17 protein-coding genes, 1 tRNA gene and 1 pseudogene are annotated in these 13,995 nt (G+C 25.1%); 4 read left to right on the top strand and 15 right to left on the bottom strand.

The window, feature by feature from the left end:
* Positions 1 to 1,827: a hypothetical protein gene (locus tag ESZ_RS01095; RefSeq protein WP_176604943.1), complete on the top strand. Its 1,827-nt coding sequence runs from the start codon at positions 1 to 3 to the stop codon at positions 1,825 to 1,827.
* 4 nt (positions 1,828 to 1,831) lie between these two features.
* Here ESZ_RS01095 and ESZ_RS01100 read toward each other — a convergent pair whose 3' ends face one another.
* From ESZ_RS01100 to ESZ_RS01135, 8 genes and pseudogenes are all read right to left on the bottom strand, one after another.
* Positions 1,832 to 2,389: an SCO family protein gene (locus ESZ_RS01100; RefSeq protein WP_176604944.1), complete on the bottom strand. Its 558-nt coding sequence runs from the start codon at positions 2,387 to 2,389 to the stop codon at positions 1,832 to 1,834.
* Positions 2,373 to 3,068 (bottom strand): formylglycine-generating enzyme family protein, encoded by a 696-nt coding sequence (locus ESZ_RS01105; RefSeq protein ID WP_176604945.1) that lies wholly within the window; start codon positions 3,066 to 3,068, stop codon positions 2,373 to 2,375. The genes ESZ_RS01100 and ESZ_RS01105 overlap by 17 nt, the downstream gene beginning before the upstream one ends.
* Before the next feature lie 94 nt (positions 3,069 to 3,162).
* Positions 3,163 to 4,149: pseudogene (gene nirK, locus ESZ_RS01110) on the bottom strand (copper-containing nitrite reductase); the annotation flags it as partial.
* A 16-nt stretch (positions 4,150 to 4,165) separates the two neighbouring features.
* Complete coding sequence (locus tag ESZ_RS01115) at positions 4,166 to 5,497, bottom strand: cbb3-type cytochrome c oxidase subunit I (RefSeq protein ID WP_176604947.1); 1,332 nt, start codon at positions 5,495 to 5,497, stop codon at positions 4,166 to 4,168.
* Positions 5,498 to 5,510: 13 nt separating this feature from the next.
* Complete coding sequence (locus ESZ_RS01120) at positions 5,511 to 6,209, bottom strand: c-type cytochrome (protein ID WP_176604948.1); 699 nt, start codon at positions 6,207 to 6,209, stop codon at positions 5,511 to 5,513.
* Between the two features lie 71 nt (positions 6,210 to 6,280).
* A complete protein-coding gene (locus ESZ_RS01125) occupies positions 6,281 to 6,655 on the bottom strand; it encodes a c-type cytochrome (RefSeq protein WP_176604949.1) in 375 nt (124 codons plus the stop codon).
* A 14-nt stretch (positions 6,656 to 6,669) separates the two neighbouring features.
* The gene (locus ESZ_RS01130) at positions 6,670 to 7,278 is read right to left on the bottom strand and encodes a peroxiredoxin (RefSeq protein ID WP_176604950.1); all 609 of its coding nucleotides are present in this window, start codon (positions 7,276 to 7,278) and stop codon (positions 6,670 to 6,672) included.
* Positions 7,279 to 7,353: 75 nt separating this feature from the next.
* On the bottom strand, positions 7,354 to 8,463 hold the full coding sequence (locus ESZ_RS01135; protein WP_176604951.1) for a S1C family serine protease: 1,110 nt from the start codon (positions 8,461 to 8,463) through the stop codon (positions 7,354 to 7,356).
* 138 nt (positions 8,464 to 8,601) lie between these two features.
* Between ESZ_RS01135 and tatA the strand changes: the two genes are divergently transcribed.
* Positions 8,602 to 8,796 carry a twin-arginine translocase TatA/TatE family subunit gene (gene tatA, locus ESZ_RS01140; protein WP_176604952.1) on the top strand — a complete coding sequence of 65 codons (195 nt, stop codon included), beginning with the start codon at positions 8,602 to 8,604 and terminating at the stop codon, positions 8,794 to 8,796.
* Between the two features lie 142 nt (positions 8,797 to 8,938).
* Here tatA and smpB read toward each other — a convergent pair whose 3' ends face one another.
* From smpB to ESZ_RS01175, 7 genes are all read right to left on the bottom strand, one after another.
* Positions 8,939 to 9,388, bottom strand: coding sequence for an SsrA-binding protein SmpB (smpB, locus tag ESZ_RS01145; RefSeq protein ID WP_176604953.1), 450 nt, complete (start codon positions 9,386 to 9,388; stop codon positions 8,939 to 8,941).
* A gap of 5 nt (positions 9,389 to 9,393) precedes the next feature.
* Positions 9,394 to 9,720 carry an outer membrane protein assembly factor BamE domain-containing protein gene (bamE, locus tag ESZ_RS01150; protein WP_176604954.1) on the bottom strand — a complete coding sequence of 109 codons (327 nt, stop codon included), beginning with the start codon at positions 9,718 to 9,720 and terminating at the stop codon, positions 9,394 to 9,396.
* The gene (gene rpmG / locus ESZ_RS01155; protein ID WP_176604955.1) at positions 9,695 to 9,883 is read right to left on the bottom strand and encodes a 50S ribosomal protein L33; all 189 of its coding nucleotides are present in this window, start codon (positions 9,881 to 9,883) and stop codon (positions 9,695 to 9,697) included. The genes bamE and rpmG overlap by 26 nt, the downstream gene beginning before the upstream one ends.
* 14 nt (positions 9,884 to 9,897) lie before the next feature.
* On the bottom strand, positions 9,898 to 10,119 hold the full coding sequence (gene rpmB / locus ESZ_RS01160; protein WP_176604956.1) for a 50S ribosomal protein L28: 222 nt from the start codon (positions 10,117 to 10,119) through the stop codon (positions 9,898 to 9,900).
* On the bottom strand, positions 10,112 to 10,708 hold the full coding sequence (pth, locus tag ESZ_RS01165; protein ID WP_176604957.1) for an aminoacyl-tRNA hydrolase: 597 nt from the start codon (positions 10,706 to 10,708) through the stop codon (positions 10,112 to 10,114). The genes rpmB and pth overlap by 8 nt, the downstream gene beginning before the upstream one ends.
* The gene (locus tag ESZ_RS01170; protein ID WP_176604958.1) at positions 10,705 to 11,334 is read right to left on the bottom strand and encodes a 50S ribosomal protein L25; all 630 of its coding nucleotides are present in this window, start codon (positions 11,332 to 11,334) and stop codon (positions 10,705 to 10,707) included. The genes pth and ESZ_RS01170 overlap by 4 nt, the downstream gene beginning before the upstream one ends.
* Positions 11,335 to 11,360: 26 nt before the next feature.
* Positions 11,361 to 11,434: transfer RNA gene (locus ESZ_RS01175), tRNA-Gln, on the bottom strand.
* A gap of 108 nt (positions 11,435 to 11,542) precedes the next feature.
* On the opposite strand from ESZ_RS01175, the gene dnaQ reads away from it, so the two are divergent.
* A complete protein-coding gene (dnaQ, locus tag ESZ_RS01180; RefSeq protein WP_176604959.1) occupies positions 11,543 to 12,208 on the top strand; it encodes a DNA polymerase III subunit epsilon in 666 nt (221 codons plus the stop codon).
* Complete coding sequence (gene lepA, locus ESZ_RS01185; RefSeq protein ID WP_176604960.1) at positions 12,205 to 13,995, top strand: translation elongation factor 4; 1,791 nt, start codon at positions 12,205 to 12,207, stop codon at positions 13,993 to 13,995. The genes dnaQ and lepA overlap by 4 nt, the downstream gene beginning before the upstream one ends.

Genomic DNA, 13,995 nt, shown 5'->3' on the forward strand with positions numbered 1-13,995 from the left:
ATGACAAAAGACAAAAATGCAATTATTTTAAAAAAAAATATTAAAATATTTAAAATACTGGCTTCAGCGTTTGCAAATGAAGAAATAACAATCTTACAATCACATGATGAGACAGGCAGTTACTATGAAAAAAATATAATTTTACCAAAAAAAATATGCTTAATACAAAAAAAACAATTAAATAAATACTGCTATATATACAAGATATTATTTTCTATAATATCAAAAAAACTTAATTTATATATTAGAAATAATAAAGAAAATATAGATTATAAAATATTATTTTCATTAATAACTATTAAAACAATAAATAAAAAATTAACTCAACATTACAAAAATATTAAAAAAATATTAAAAAAAATATATCCAATAGTAAATAAAACGCGCAGAAACATAACTAAATTAAATGAAAGATGTTTGCTAATAGAAATAATAATTAAAAAATTAACATATGAAAAAATTAAAGAAAATTTAATACTAAATAAAGAAGAAAAAATATGGTTATTTGAAATAGAAAATACATTAAATATTGAAGAAAAAAATATAACAGAAAAAACCACTTACCTATATAATAAATTAACAAAAATACACAAAAATTATCAAGAACCAACTTTTTATTTATTATGGGGATACATTTATACAAAAAAAGATATTAAAATAAATAAAATAATTAAACAAATAAAACAAAATAAAATTAAAAAACAAAAATCATCAAATAAATCATTAATAATAAATAAAATAAATAACATTAAAAAACAAAACAATATACAAGCAATATTCGATTATAAAAAAACACATGATAAGTATAATAACAATAATAAAAACACAGACAAAAGCACAAGCATTTCGGAAAATAAAAATAAAAATTCTTCAACAACAAATGCAGATCATTCAATAAGTTTATTGGTAAAATCTAATATAATAAAAACTATAACAACACAAAATAATTATTCTAACAATAAAAAATTAACATATAAAGAATGGGATCACACACAAAATACATATAAAAATAATTGGTGTCACCTGTTCATAAAAAACTTACACTCAAAAAATAAAGAAACGTTTAAAATAAATGAAAATATAAAGACAGAGATAAAACTATTTAAAAAATATTTTAAATTAATTTTAAATAAAAGTAGTATAAACAAAAAAAAAATAACTGGGTATGATATAGATATAGATTCAATCGTTGATAATTACCAAGAAGTATATTGCAATATTTATAATAAAGTATATATACAAAAAAATAAAAAAAGTAAAGACACAGCAGTGCTAATACTAATAGATTCAAGTTTATCAACAGAAAGTTTTTATAACGAAACGCAAACTTTAGAAAAACTAAAAACTATAGCATATATAATAGCAGAAGGTATAAATAATACTACAAGTAAATTTATAATATCAACATTTCATAGTAACACACGATATGATTGCAGGTATTTAATTATAAAAGACATAAACGAACAATGGATTAAGAAAAAATATACATTATTAAATATAAAACCAAATGGTTACACAAGAATAGGCCCAGCTTTAAGACATTCCATAACACTGCTTAAAAAAATAAAAACAGAAAAAAAAATAATAATATTATTAAGCGATGGAACACCAACGGATTATGACGAATACGAAGGTCTATATGGATTAAGTGATATTAAAAAAGTAATTACAGAAGCAAATAAACAAAAAATATATATAAAAACACTTCTTATAAATAATAAAAATAATGATCTTTTTATTAAAACAATGAAAAAACAAAATTGTTATAAGATTGATGATAAATCAAAAATTTATACCAAAATAATAAAAATATTCAATTCAATATAATTTTTTATTTAAGTGATTTAATTAAATCTATAACACCATCATAATTCTTATCTAAGCCAGGATGATGTAAACGTATTACACCCTCTTTATCTAAAATTACTATAACATTAGAATGCGTATATTCATCATTCTTTTCTTTCTTATACTTTATTCCCGTAGCCAATGCTATTCTTAATGTTTCGCTCTTATTGGTCTTACATAAATTCCATCTATCAGGACCAAACTTTTTTTCATTAAAAAACTTCTTTAAAACATCCACAGAATCTCTATCTGGATCTAAAGAAATTAATAAAAAATTAACATCATATTTTAAATCTTCTGATAACAATTTTTCTATTGCTTTCATATTTGATATTATAACAGGACAAACTGTTTTGCATCTTGTGTAAATCATAGAAAAAACCTGAATTTTACCACTAAACTTTGGAAAATCAAGAATTTCACCATTATAATTTATTAACCTAGAATTCAAATTATAAATAGAATTACCAGAAAAAGAAAACACAGAAAAAGAAAACGTCAAAAAAAATAAAAACAAAAAAAATTTATTTATCTTTAGCACATCTAAACCCCAATTTAATCATAGTATAATTAGCATCTAAAGTATTTCTAAAAGCAAATCTTAAAAAAGCTATATAATCTGCAGGATCAATAGCATTAGTAGATGTAGCTCCACAGTATAATAGTTCCTCTAATCCTCCACCTTCAGCATCAGTATTAATTAATATAACACTATTAAAATCATGTACCCATTCCCATAAAAAAAAATGTATACCACATGCACCAAAAAAATTACATGGCATATCAAAAACTGTTGATATATCATTTAAACTAGAATTAATATACAAACTTAACAAATTAAAATATCCAGGTTCACTTTTACCATTTATAGTTTTAGCTCCAACAGAACCAACGTATTCCCATTCATCTACACTAGGCAATCTAGAATCATAAAAATTACAAAAAGCATCAGAAGAAAACCATGACACATTAACAACTGGTTTATCAGCATAAATTACAAAATTATCTATATTACTCCAATAATTTAAATATGAATCATCAACCAAAATATCTTTTTTAGTCAAAGTATCCCAAAAAGGATTATTTAAAACAAAAATAAGATAATCAAAATTAGTAACTTGATATTTATCTAAATAAAAACTATCAACTTCATGCTCTAAATAATCCAAATTTGAATTTCTAAATAAAGGAACATAATTACCATTTGGAATGAACACCATACATCTACAAAAACATTCGTTACAAAAAATAAGTAAAAAGAGATTTAAAAATAAAAATTTACATATGGAGTTCATAACATTTCTAGAATTTACCCTTATCAGAATAAATTTCCTTATTTTCCTTACCAATAACCTTCAATATTCCAACAGCACCTTTATTAAATGCTCTGAAAATAGAATGATCTACTAAAACATAATTGCCAGGAACTTTTAATCCAAATTCAACCATAGTTGCTCCACCAGCAGGAACTAAAGTAGTTTGAACATTTAAATTAGGTACACTTCCAGCTTCAGTATAAACTTTATCAAAAATAAGTCCAATTACATGAAAAGAAGAAACTAAATTAGGACCACCATTGCCAAAAAATATTCTTACATAATCTCCAACATTTGCAACCAACGCTTTATTATCAACAAGAGAGCCAACTCTACCATTAAAAACAACATATTCAGGAAACTCCATTACAGCTCTTTCTTGACTAAATCCATGAAGTCCTTTTTGACCGAAAAGATTATCTGTATAAAACTCAGATTGAACTATATAAAATTCTTTATCAGCTTTAGATAAACCTTTATAAGGTTCAACTAACATTAATCCATACATTCCATTAGCAATATGTAAAGGAACTGGAGGTGTTGCGCAATGATATATATACAGGCCTGGATTTAAAGCTTTAAAAGAAAAAACAGAAGTACGACCAGGAGAAGTATTAGAAACAGCAGCGCCACCACCAGGACCGGTAACTGAGTGTAAATCTATATTATGAGGTACTTTACTATTCTTATTATTATGTAAAGTAAATTCAACTATATCATCTTGTCTAACCCTAATAAATTTACCTGGAACAGAACCATCAAAAGTCCAAAAATGATATCTTACACCATCATCTAATTCTTTAGTTAATTCAATTGTTTCGAATTTAACAACAACATTAGCAGGATAATTTCTTTTTATAGGAGGAGGTACATCTGGTGCAAAAGTAGTAATTGCATCTATACGTACCAAATCTTTACTAAAAGAAACATTGAAAAAGCTAAAATAAAAAAATACACTAAAAATTAAAATAAAAATTTTCTTCATAAATAAACCTTAAAAATTATGAGAATTTAGCAACTTTAGGCAAACCAGATTTTATAAAAACAAAAACAAATGACAAAATACCGGTTATAAAAAATGAAGCAAAAAATATTAAACAACCAAAATAAAATTTCAACTCATCTCTAACTACAAAAAAATCTAAATCTAACATACGCTCCAAATAAACTTGCAAAATACCAATTACACCAAAACACAAAACCATACCAATCATACCTGTATTAGCAGCCCAAAATGCATATTTAGAGAGCTTATGAGAATATACAGCTTTGCTATTAGTAATTATTGGTAATGTATAAGTTATCATAGCAAAAACTATCATAGCGTAAGCACCCCAAAAAGCCATGTGTCCATGCATAGCAGTTACAAACGTTCCGTGCGTATATATATTTATTCCAGGTAATGTGTGAACCATACCTAAGAAACCAGCACCAAAAAAAGCCATAGCAGCACATCCTAAAGTCCAAGTTAAAGCAATTTTATTTGGATGTTCTATAACTCTATTACTATAAACATAGTATGCGTAAAAAGTCATACCTAAAAAAGCAAGAGGTTCTAAAGCGCTAAAAAAACCACCAACAAATAACCAATATTGAGGTGTACCAATCCAATAATAATGATGTCCTGTACCCAAAACTCCACTTAAAAATGTTAATCCTATTATTATATACAACCATTTCTCTAAAATTTCTCTATCAACACCGGTTAATTTTATTAATAAAAAAGCTAACATAGCCCCTAAAATTAATTCCCAAACACCTTCAACCCACAAATGAACTACCCACCATCTCCAAAAAGAATCATTTGTTTGATTTGTTGTGTCAATCATACCAGGCAAATACAAAAGTGCAGCTGCAAACAAACCAAAGAATAAAATTAAACTTGTGGTAGTTCTTTTTTTTGCCCTTAAAAGAGTCAATCCAATTAAACCCAAAAACAACAAAACATCAATAACGACTAAATAATCTAAAGCTCGTGGTATTTCTAAAAATTTTCTTCCTTCCCACCAATTTAAATGAAATCCAATTATAGCAACAACACCAACAACTACTAACGCAACATACTGAACAACTGCTAAGGGCAAAGAAACTAATTCCATATCTACTTCTTCAGGAATGATATAATAAGCTGCGCCCATAAACCCGCTTAATAACCAAACAACAAGCAAATTGTTATGAGTAGCTCTGGCAACATTAAAAGGAATTATTTCATGTAAAACATCATATCCTAAATGAGCTGTAGCCATTATTAATCCATACACTAACTGTAGAACTAATAAAAGCAATGAAGTAGCAAAAAAATAATATGCTATCTGCTGAGATTTAAACTTCATAAAACACCACTAATTATTTTTGTTTTGATAAAAATTCTGATAATTCTAAAATTGTAGACTCAGATAATGGAAATTTAGGCATTAACGATCCCTTTTTAACGGCATTAGGATCACGCAACCATTTTTCAAAAAAAGCCTTATCTCGAATATTTCCAATACCATCTAAATTAGGTGCAGGTTCTATCCTGTTACCCTTACCATTTAAAATATGACAAGTTAAACATAACTTATCAAAAATAACTGGTTTAGCAATATCTGATGCTAAATTACCAGAAACAACGGGTTGAATATGTTTTTTCAAATATGGTTCTGCAGGGAATCCATTCAAATCAACCTCACTACACCACTTTAAAAATGCAATTAAATCATCTATTTCTCCATCAGAAAAATCATATTTAACCATTTTTCTTTTACCTGGATACATAGCTAAAGGATCTTTTAAAAATATTTTAATAAATTCTTCGCTACGTCTAACATAAACTTTTGTTAACTCTGGTGCGTAATAAGCTCCTTCTCCAAAAATTGTATGGCATCCCATACAATTATTACTTTCCCATATATTTTTACCTCTTATAACACTTTCAGTTATATTCTGCTCATTTGTTTGATCAGGTATTTTTTTTAAAGTGTCATAACTCAAAAATAAAAATACTATCACAGCAGTAACCGTTACAACTGTAAATATTTTTAATGAATCAGATTTTGATAACATTTTAATTCTATAAAAAAATTAATAACGACTCATTGTAACATAATAACAAAAAATTATCAATGTCATTAAAATTACTCAGAAGAACTCATAAATTCAATAACAGAAACTAAATTTTCATCTGTGCAATCACTACAAGTACCTTTTGGTGGCATACCTTTATCCGTTCCTGATTTTGCTGTTTCAAGCAATTCATTTATACTATTCCAATCCTTTGGTTTATCAGCCACTATACTATTTTTTTCCACTGCTCTATCATAGGCAAGTTTTTTTCTTTCGTTCCAAGCGCTTAAATCTTGTGCTGCTGGAGCCCCAAACATAGAAGCCATACCAGGAGAATGACATACAGTACAATATCTATCAAAAATGTCTTTACCAGAACCAGATTCTGCAGACAAAGAAAATGAAAAAAACAAAACAAAACTAAAAATTAAATAAAGTATTCTCATATTACTCTCTCAGTTTATAAATTTTTATAATTAGATTTTAAAAAACTACCAATTCCATCAGAAGATGGCTTAATTCCAGAACTACCACTAACCCATCCAGCTTGACAAACATTTCCATATTCATTATAAAAAGAAATGGCATCAAACAATCTAACGTATTCATCAATATTTCTACCTATAGGAAAATCATTGATATGTTGAACTCTTACAGTCTTAAATACATCTAAAACAAAAGAAGCTCTATATGATACACCACTAATATCATCTAGTATCCCCAAATAACTACTAATATCTTTTTTTATATCAGAAAGCAAAACATAATTTAAACTTCCACCCAATCCACCATTTTCTAAAGATGTCTTTATCCAAGCATTATGTGAATAACAAGAGTCTACAGATATACCTAAAACTTCCACATTTCTTGATTTAAAATCATTTATTCTATTATTAATAGCTATTAGTTCAGAAGGGCAAACAAAAGTAAAATCCATAGGATAAAAAAATATCAAAATATTTTTATTTTCAGTTTCTTTATAAAAATTAAAATTTTTATTTATAGATCCATTAGCCATAACAGCAGGAATAGTAAAATCTATAAACTTTTTACCAATAAAATTTTTCATAAAATTGTCCAAAAAAAATTTAAATATAATATAATAATAAATTAAAAAAATATCAATTAAAAAAATATTTAAAAATTATTGGTCTTTAGGAACTTGACTTATTAAAACGGAAAAAGAATAAAACTTAAATTTTCTAAAAACTTCTATAGAATAATTCTTATTTGGTTGCAAAGAACCAACTAGCTTAACAGCTTCACTAACAGATTTAACATCAATATTATTTATTTTAACTATAATATCACCTGGTAAAATACCAGCTTTCTGCGCTGGGCTATTTCTTATAACTCCTTGAACATAAACACCATAATCTTCACTATATCCTAAGCGAGATTTAAGTTCATTGCTAATATCCTGCAATTGCGCACCTATCCAACCCCTAACTATATGACCAGTTTTTATTAATTGTTCCATAATGTCTTTTGCTAAATTTATAGGTATTGCGAACCCAATTCCTTGACTTCCTCCAGATCTAGAAATTATAGCTAAATTAATCCCAACTAAATTTCCATGAACATCTATAAGTGCTCCACCAGAATTTCCAGGGTTTATAGCAGCATCTGTTTGTATTAAATTATCTAACCAACCACCAAAAGACACTTGTTGTTCATTTGATCTTGCGCTAACAGAACCTAATCCACTAACTATTCCTTGCGTAACTGTATTATCAAAACCAAAAGGATTGCCTATAGCTAGAACAACATCTCCAACTCTAAGAATATCAGAATTTCCCAAAGATATAACAGGTAAATTATTTAACAATTCTTTTTTCTTTATTTTCAAAATAGCTAAATCCGTTCTAGTATCACTGCCAACAAGTTCAACAGCACTAGAAGAACCATTATACAATTTAACAGATATTGAATTAGAATCTTTTATAACATGATTATTAGTCAAGATATAACCAAGCTTATCAACAATAACTCCAGATCCTAACCCCTGTTGAAAATGTTTGTTTAATGGATTGCTTTTATTCTCATAATTATCCTGAGGTATTTCTCCAAAAAAAAACTTAAAAACCGGATCATCAAAAGACGGATGAGGAGTATACTGTATTTCCTGCACTGTTTGTATGCTTACAACAGCATGAACAGCTTTTTCTACAGCTCTAGCATAAGAAATATTTTCACAAACAAATTCCTCATTATTTGCAAAAACAAAATTAAAAAAGTAAAATAAAGAAACCACATAAAAAAACCTGCTCATAAAACATGCCTGTAAAGAAAAAATTTAATAGATAATACTATTATAAAACAATTTCGACAATATGTATTAATTTTTTTTTTCAAATATAGTAAAATAAAGAAATAATTACAAGGAGATATTATGGGATTCGGTAGTATAAGTCCAATGTCATTGCTATTAATATTTTTAATAATAATAGTATTATTTGGCACAAAAAAATTAAGAAATATAGGAGAAGATCTAGGTCATGCTTTTAAAAGTTTCAGAAGAGGACTACAACAAATAGATGATGATAAAAAGAAAATAGAAAATAAAAAAGACGAAGAAGAAAAATAAAAAGTTATGGCTGAATTAGCGATAATACTATTATTATGTGTAATTTTATTAAAACCAAAAGATATAGAATTCTTGATAAAAAATATAACACAAATAATACTGAAAATAAATAAATATATTAATCAAATTAAAAAAGATCTACTTAATTTATAAACCCATCATTTAAATTATTATGAAGTTCTCTAGTTTTTAAAATTTGTCTTTTATCATAAAGTTTTTTTCCAAAACATAATGATATTTCAATTTTTAAAAAAGATCCCTTCCAATAGGCTTTAGAAGGTATTAATGTATAGCCTTTAATTTTTAAAGCGCTATACAAATGCAAAATTTCTTTTTTTTTTAATAATAAATTTCTATTTCTTAAAGAATCAATATTAGAATAATTAAAAACAAAATTATTTGAATTAATAAAAGCCCCAATTAAAAATACATCTAAAACATTATTAATAGAAACAAAAGATCCAACTAAATTAATACCACTAATTCTAATACACTTAACTTCCCAACCAAACAGAACTATGCCTGCTTCATGCTTATATTTAACAAAATAATTATAAGATATCCTTTTATTTAAATCTGTTACTATAATCATGCAAGTTATATTTTAAAATAATAAGAAATTAACAAAGATTTATCAAAAAACATTAAAACATAGCTATATTTTATACAACTAGATTTATCTACAGATAAACTATAAAAATAATAACAAAAACAATCTTCTTCGAAATTTGGTAATAAAACTGGCGTGCCAAAATTTTTTAATACATCATTTTTACTAATGCCAATATAAATTTTAGATAAAAATTCATTAGTTATATCATCACCTTGCTTAATATCTACGTTAGCAAAAGAAATTGAACAAAATAAAAATAAAAAAGATACAAAAAATAAAAACAACTTACTTACTAATTTTTTTTTCAACATATTCAACGTGTTTTCTTATAACTGGATCATATTTTTTTAATCCGGAAAGCTTACCATCTTTTTTTGGGCCGCCAATCATTTTTGTGCTCTTAGTAGTAGTGTAAAAATGACTAGACTTAGTTGAAACTAATCTAACTTTTACTATTTTATTTTTTTTTGCCATAAAAACACCTAAAATTAAACTTTATTATTTTTAATAAAATTATCAATTCCAATTTTATTTATAAATCTCAATCCTTTTTTTGAAAGATTTATTTTAATAAAACAACCTTTTTCATAAGACCAAAATCTATGCTTATGTAAATTAGGCAAAAATTTTCTTCTAATTTTTCTATTAGAATTAGAAACATTATTTCCAAAAGAAACTTTTTTGCCTGTAACAAAACAACATTTAGACACGTAATCCTCCAGAATTAAATAAAAAAAGAAAATTATTTCTAAAACTAGAAAAATTCAAGTTTAAAATATCATCAATACAAAAAAGACTACACTTTATAGAAAAAAGAATGTCGCACTTTTCTTTATAACTAGGTTCAGATAAAACATATGTTTTTTTCGAAATAGCAAAGTTATTACCTATACCTATTCTTAGTCTAAAAAAATCAGATGACTTTAAAAATGAAATAACACTATTTACTCCGTTATGACTTGATGTAGTACTAAAAGATTTTAACCTAATATCACCAACATTCAAATCTAAATCATCATGAACAATTAATATAGAACAATATTGTATAGAATTGCACAATAAAAAATTATATAAAATATTTCCAGAAAAATTAATATAATTAAATGGCTCAATCAAAAATAACTCTGTATTTAAAAAATTAACTTTAGAAAAATAAATTAAAAACCTATTATCTTTAACCAAAGACACATTATTCAAATAACAAAAATATCTAATCCACCAAGAACCAATGTTATGTCTAGTAAAATGATATGTAGATGCATCATTATTTAAAGACATTATTAAAAATATTCTCTTCATTTATTTGTTTTTGTTTCTAGTACTTTCTTTTCTAGTACTTTCTTTTCTAGTACTTTCTGTTCTGCTGCTCTAGGTCCTAATATACTTGCTATTAAAACTCTACCTTTGAAACGATTTAATAAAGGAATATTTATAAAATCAGGTATAAATAAATCAGATAAAAACACAGACTTGTTAACGCCTAAATCAGTAACATCAACTTCTATAAAATTTGGCATCTTAGATCTAACACATTTAATATCAAGTGATAACTTATGCTTAATTAAAAAACCACCATGTTTAATGCCAATGGATGTTTTTTCTCCAATAAACTTAAAAAATACCTTAGTATTAATGACATCATTTAATTCAACTTTTTGAAAATCAAAATGCAATATACAATTTTTATACGGATGGTTATAAAAATCTTTTAAAATAACAGAATATTTTTTATCGCCAATTAAAATATCAAAAAAATTTTTACCACGATTAAAATTGCTTATAATATCTGTAGAATAAAACTCATCAAAAAATATAGGAATAGATAACCCTGAAAAATAAATAACTGCAGGCACTTTTAATTTTTTTCTTAATTTAGAATTACAATTTCTTCCAACATCAGTTCTTATTTCAGCAACAATATCCATTAAAAACCCCATTAATAATAAAAAAACTAGGGTGCCAGGACTCGAACCTGGGTATTGCAGGGATCAAAACCCTGTGCCTTACCAACTTGGCTACACCCCAACACAAAATAAATTATGCAAAGTAAAAAAAATAATGTCAAATAAAAAAAAATAATTACAAAAAAATTTTATTTTGTATAAAATAATAGAAAAAATTTAATTAAAAAAAATGAGACAAATATCTTTAGACACAGAAACAACAGGATTATTTTACTATCAAGGACACAGAATAATAGAAATAGGATGTGTAGAAATAATAGATAGAAAAATAACAAAAAATACGTTTCAAGCATATATAAATCCTGAGAGATTAATAGATAATGATGCTAAAAAAATAACAGGACTTACCGATTTATTTTTAAAAGATAAACCGTTGTTTAAAAACGTGGTAAATATTTTTTTAAATTTCATAAAAGATGCTGATGAAATAATAATACACAACGCTCCATTTGATATAAATTTTATAAATAATGAATTTAAAATAATAAACCACGATATTAAAAACATTAAACATAATTTTAAAATTTTTGATACGTTAGAATTAGCAAGAAAATTACACCCAGGGAAAAAAAATAATTTAGATGCATTATGCATGCGATACAATATAAGCTTATCAGAAAGAAAAATACATGGTGCTTTACTAGACGCAGAATTATTAGCAAAAGTTTATTTAGCTATGACAGAAAATGAAGAAAATTATGAAAATAAAAAATCTAACATTGTTAATGATCTTACTTTAAACGAAAATATAGAAATATTAAAAGCAAATAAACAGGAATTAAACTCACATATAACATATATAAAAAATCTTCAAGAACAAATAAGAATAATATGAAAAACATAATAAATTTTTCTATAATAGCGCATATAAATCACGGGAAATCGACGTTAGCCGATAGAATAATAGAAATAACAAAAGAATTAAAAATAAACAGTTTAAAAAATCAAAGCCTCGATACAATGGAACTAGAAAGAGAAAGAGGTATAACAATAAAATCTCAATGTGCTACACTAAAATATAAAATAAATGAAAAAGAATACATATTAAATTTAATAGATACACCAGGTCATACTGATTTTGGCTATGAAGTATCCAGAGCTTTAGCAGCATGTGAATGTGCTATATTACTTATAGATGTTAATCAAGGAATAGAAGCTCAAACAATATCTAATTATAAAAAAGCTATAAATGAAAAAATATCTATAATAATAGCATTAAATAAAATAGATATAGCAAAAGTAGATATTAAAAAACAAAAACAAAATATAATTAATCTATTAAAAATAGAAGAAGATGACATAATAGAAATAAGCGCAAAAACTGGAACTGGAGTAAAAAAATTAATTGAAAAATTAATAACATATGCATATTCTACAAAAGAAAATAATGAAGAAAAACTACAAGCTTTAATAATTGATTCTTGGTTCAATAATTATTCTGGAATAACATGTTTAATAAAAATAAAAAATGGTAAAATTAAAAAAGATGAAAAAATAATAACTTTATCAAATCTAGCTTCATATAAAATTACAGAATTAGGCATATTTACTCCAGAAAAAGAAAATAAAAATGAATTAATAGCTGGAGAAATAGGTTTTGTAAATATAAATTGCAAAAACCCTAATAACATAATCATTGGTGACACAATAACATCGGCTATAAACCCGTCAGAAATTAAATTAAAAAAAATTAACAAAATACATTCAAGAGTATATGCAAGTATATACCCAACAGAGTCAGAAGATTTAGAAAATTTAAAAACATCATTATCAAAATTAGCTCTAAATGATTCATCATTAGAATACGAAATCCAAAAGTCATCAATATTTGGCATCGGATTTAAATGCGGTTTTTTAGGATTATTGCATCTAGAAATTATACAAGAAAGATTAGAAAGAGAATACGAACTAAAAATAATAATAACACCCCCAAATGTAACATATAAAATAACATTAAAAAATAATTCAGAAAAATACATAAACAATCCTTCAGATATGCCAGATAATAATTTCATAAAAGATATATATGAACCAATAGCTTTAACAACAATAATAACCCCACTACAATATACAAAGAAAGTTTTAGAACTATGTAAAGAAAATAGATGTGAAAAAATAAATACAACATATTTAACTGATACTGTATCAATAGAATGCGAACTACCATTATCAGAAATAATATTTATTTTTTTTAGCAAATTACAAACATTAACAAATGGATTTTCGTCTATGGATTATACAGAAATAATATATAAAAAATCAGATTTGGTAAAAATTAACATACTTTTAAATGATAAAAAAATAGACATATTAGAATTTATAACACATAAAACAACATCGCTTACAGTTGGAAAAAACTTGATAGAAAAATTATCAAAAACTATTCCTAAACATTTATTTGATATAAAAATACAAGCAGCAATAGACAAAAAAATAATAGCTAGAACAACAATCAAGGGGCTTAAAAAAAATGTTATAGCTAAATGTTATGGTGGAGACATATCAAGAAAGAAAAAGTTAATAGAAAAACAAAAATTAGGCAAAAAAAGAATGAAAAAATTTGGAAACATAGAAATTCCACAAAATGCATTTTTTGCTATGCTAGATATAAGTAAAAAATAA

Origin of the sequence: Candidatus Azoamicus ciliaticola (genome assembly GCF_902860225.1) — a bacterium.
GTDB lineage: Bacteria > Pseudomonadota > Gammaproteobacteria > UBA6186 > Azoamicaceae > Azoamicus > Azoamicus ciliaticola.

What these genes read in the sequence shown, in the direction of transcription:
- ESZ_RS01095 (WP_176604943.1), top strand. Translation starts at nt 1, where the DNA reads ATGACAAAAGACAAAAATGCAATTATTTTAAAAAAAAATATTAAAATA.
- ESZ_RS01105 (WP_176604945.1), bottom strand. Translation starts at nt 3,068, where the DNA reads ATGGTGTTCATTCCAAATGGTAATTATGTTCCTTTATTTAGAAATTCA.
- ESZ_RS01115 (WP_176604947.1), bottom strand. Translation starts at nt 5,497, where the DNA reads ATGAAGTTTAAATCTCAGCAGATAGCATATTATTTTTTTGCTACTTCA.
- ESZ_RS01120 (WP_176604948.1), bottom strand. Translation starts at nt 6,209, where the DNA reads ATGTTATCAAAATCTGATTCATTAAAAATATTTACAGTTGTAACGGTT.
- ESZ_RS01125 (WP_176604949.1), bottom strand. Translation starts at nt 6,655, where the DNA reads ATGAGAATACTTTATTTAATTTTTAGTTTTGTTTTGTTTTTTTCATTT.
- ESZ_RS01130 (WP_176604950.1), bottom strand. Translation starts at nt 7,278, where the DNA reads ATGAAAAATTTTATTGGTAAAAAGTTTATAGATTTTACTATTCCTGCT.
- tatA (WP_176604952.1), top strand. Translation starts at nt 8,602, where the DNA reads ATGGGATTCGGTAGTATAAGTCCAATGTCATTGCTATTAATATTTTTA.
- smpB (WP_176604953.1), bottom strand. Translation starts at nt 9,388, where the DNA reads ATGATTATAGTAACAGATTTAAATAAAAGGATATCTTATAATTATTTT.
- bamE (WP_176604954.1), bottom strand. Translation starts at nt 9,720, where the DNA reads ATGTTGAAAAAAAAATTAGTAAGTAAGTTGTTTTTATTTTTTGTATCT.
- rpmG (WP_176604955.1), bottom strand. Translation starts at nt 9,883, where the DNA reads ATGGCAAAAAAAAATAAAATAGTAAAAGTTAGATTAGTTTCAACTAAG.
- pth (WP_176604957.1), bottom strand. Translation starts at nt 10,708, where the DNA reads ATGAAGAGAATATTTTTAATAATGTCTTTAAATAATGATGCATCTACA.
- ESZ_RS01170 (WP_176604958.1), bottom strand. Translation starts at nt 11,334, where the DNA reads ATGGATATTGTTGCTGAAATAAGAACTGATGTTGGAAGAAATTGTAAT.
- dnaQ (WP_176604959.1), top strand. Translation starts at nt 11,543, where the DNA reads ATGAGACAAATATCTTTAGACACAGAAACAACAGGATTATTTTACTAT.
- lepA (WP_176604960.1), top strand. Translation starts at nt 12,205, where the DNA reads ATGAAAAACATAATAAATTTTTCTATAATAGCGCATATAAATCACGGG.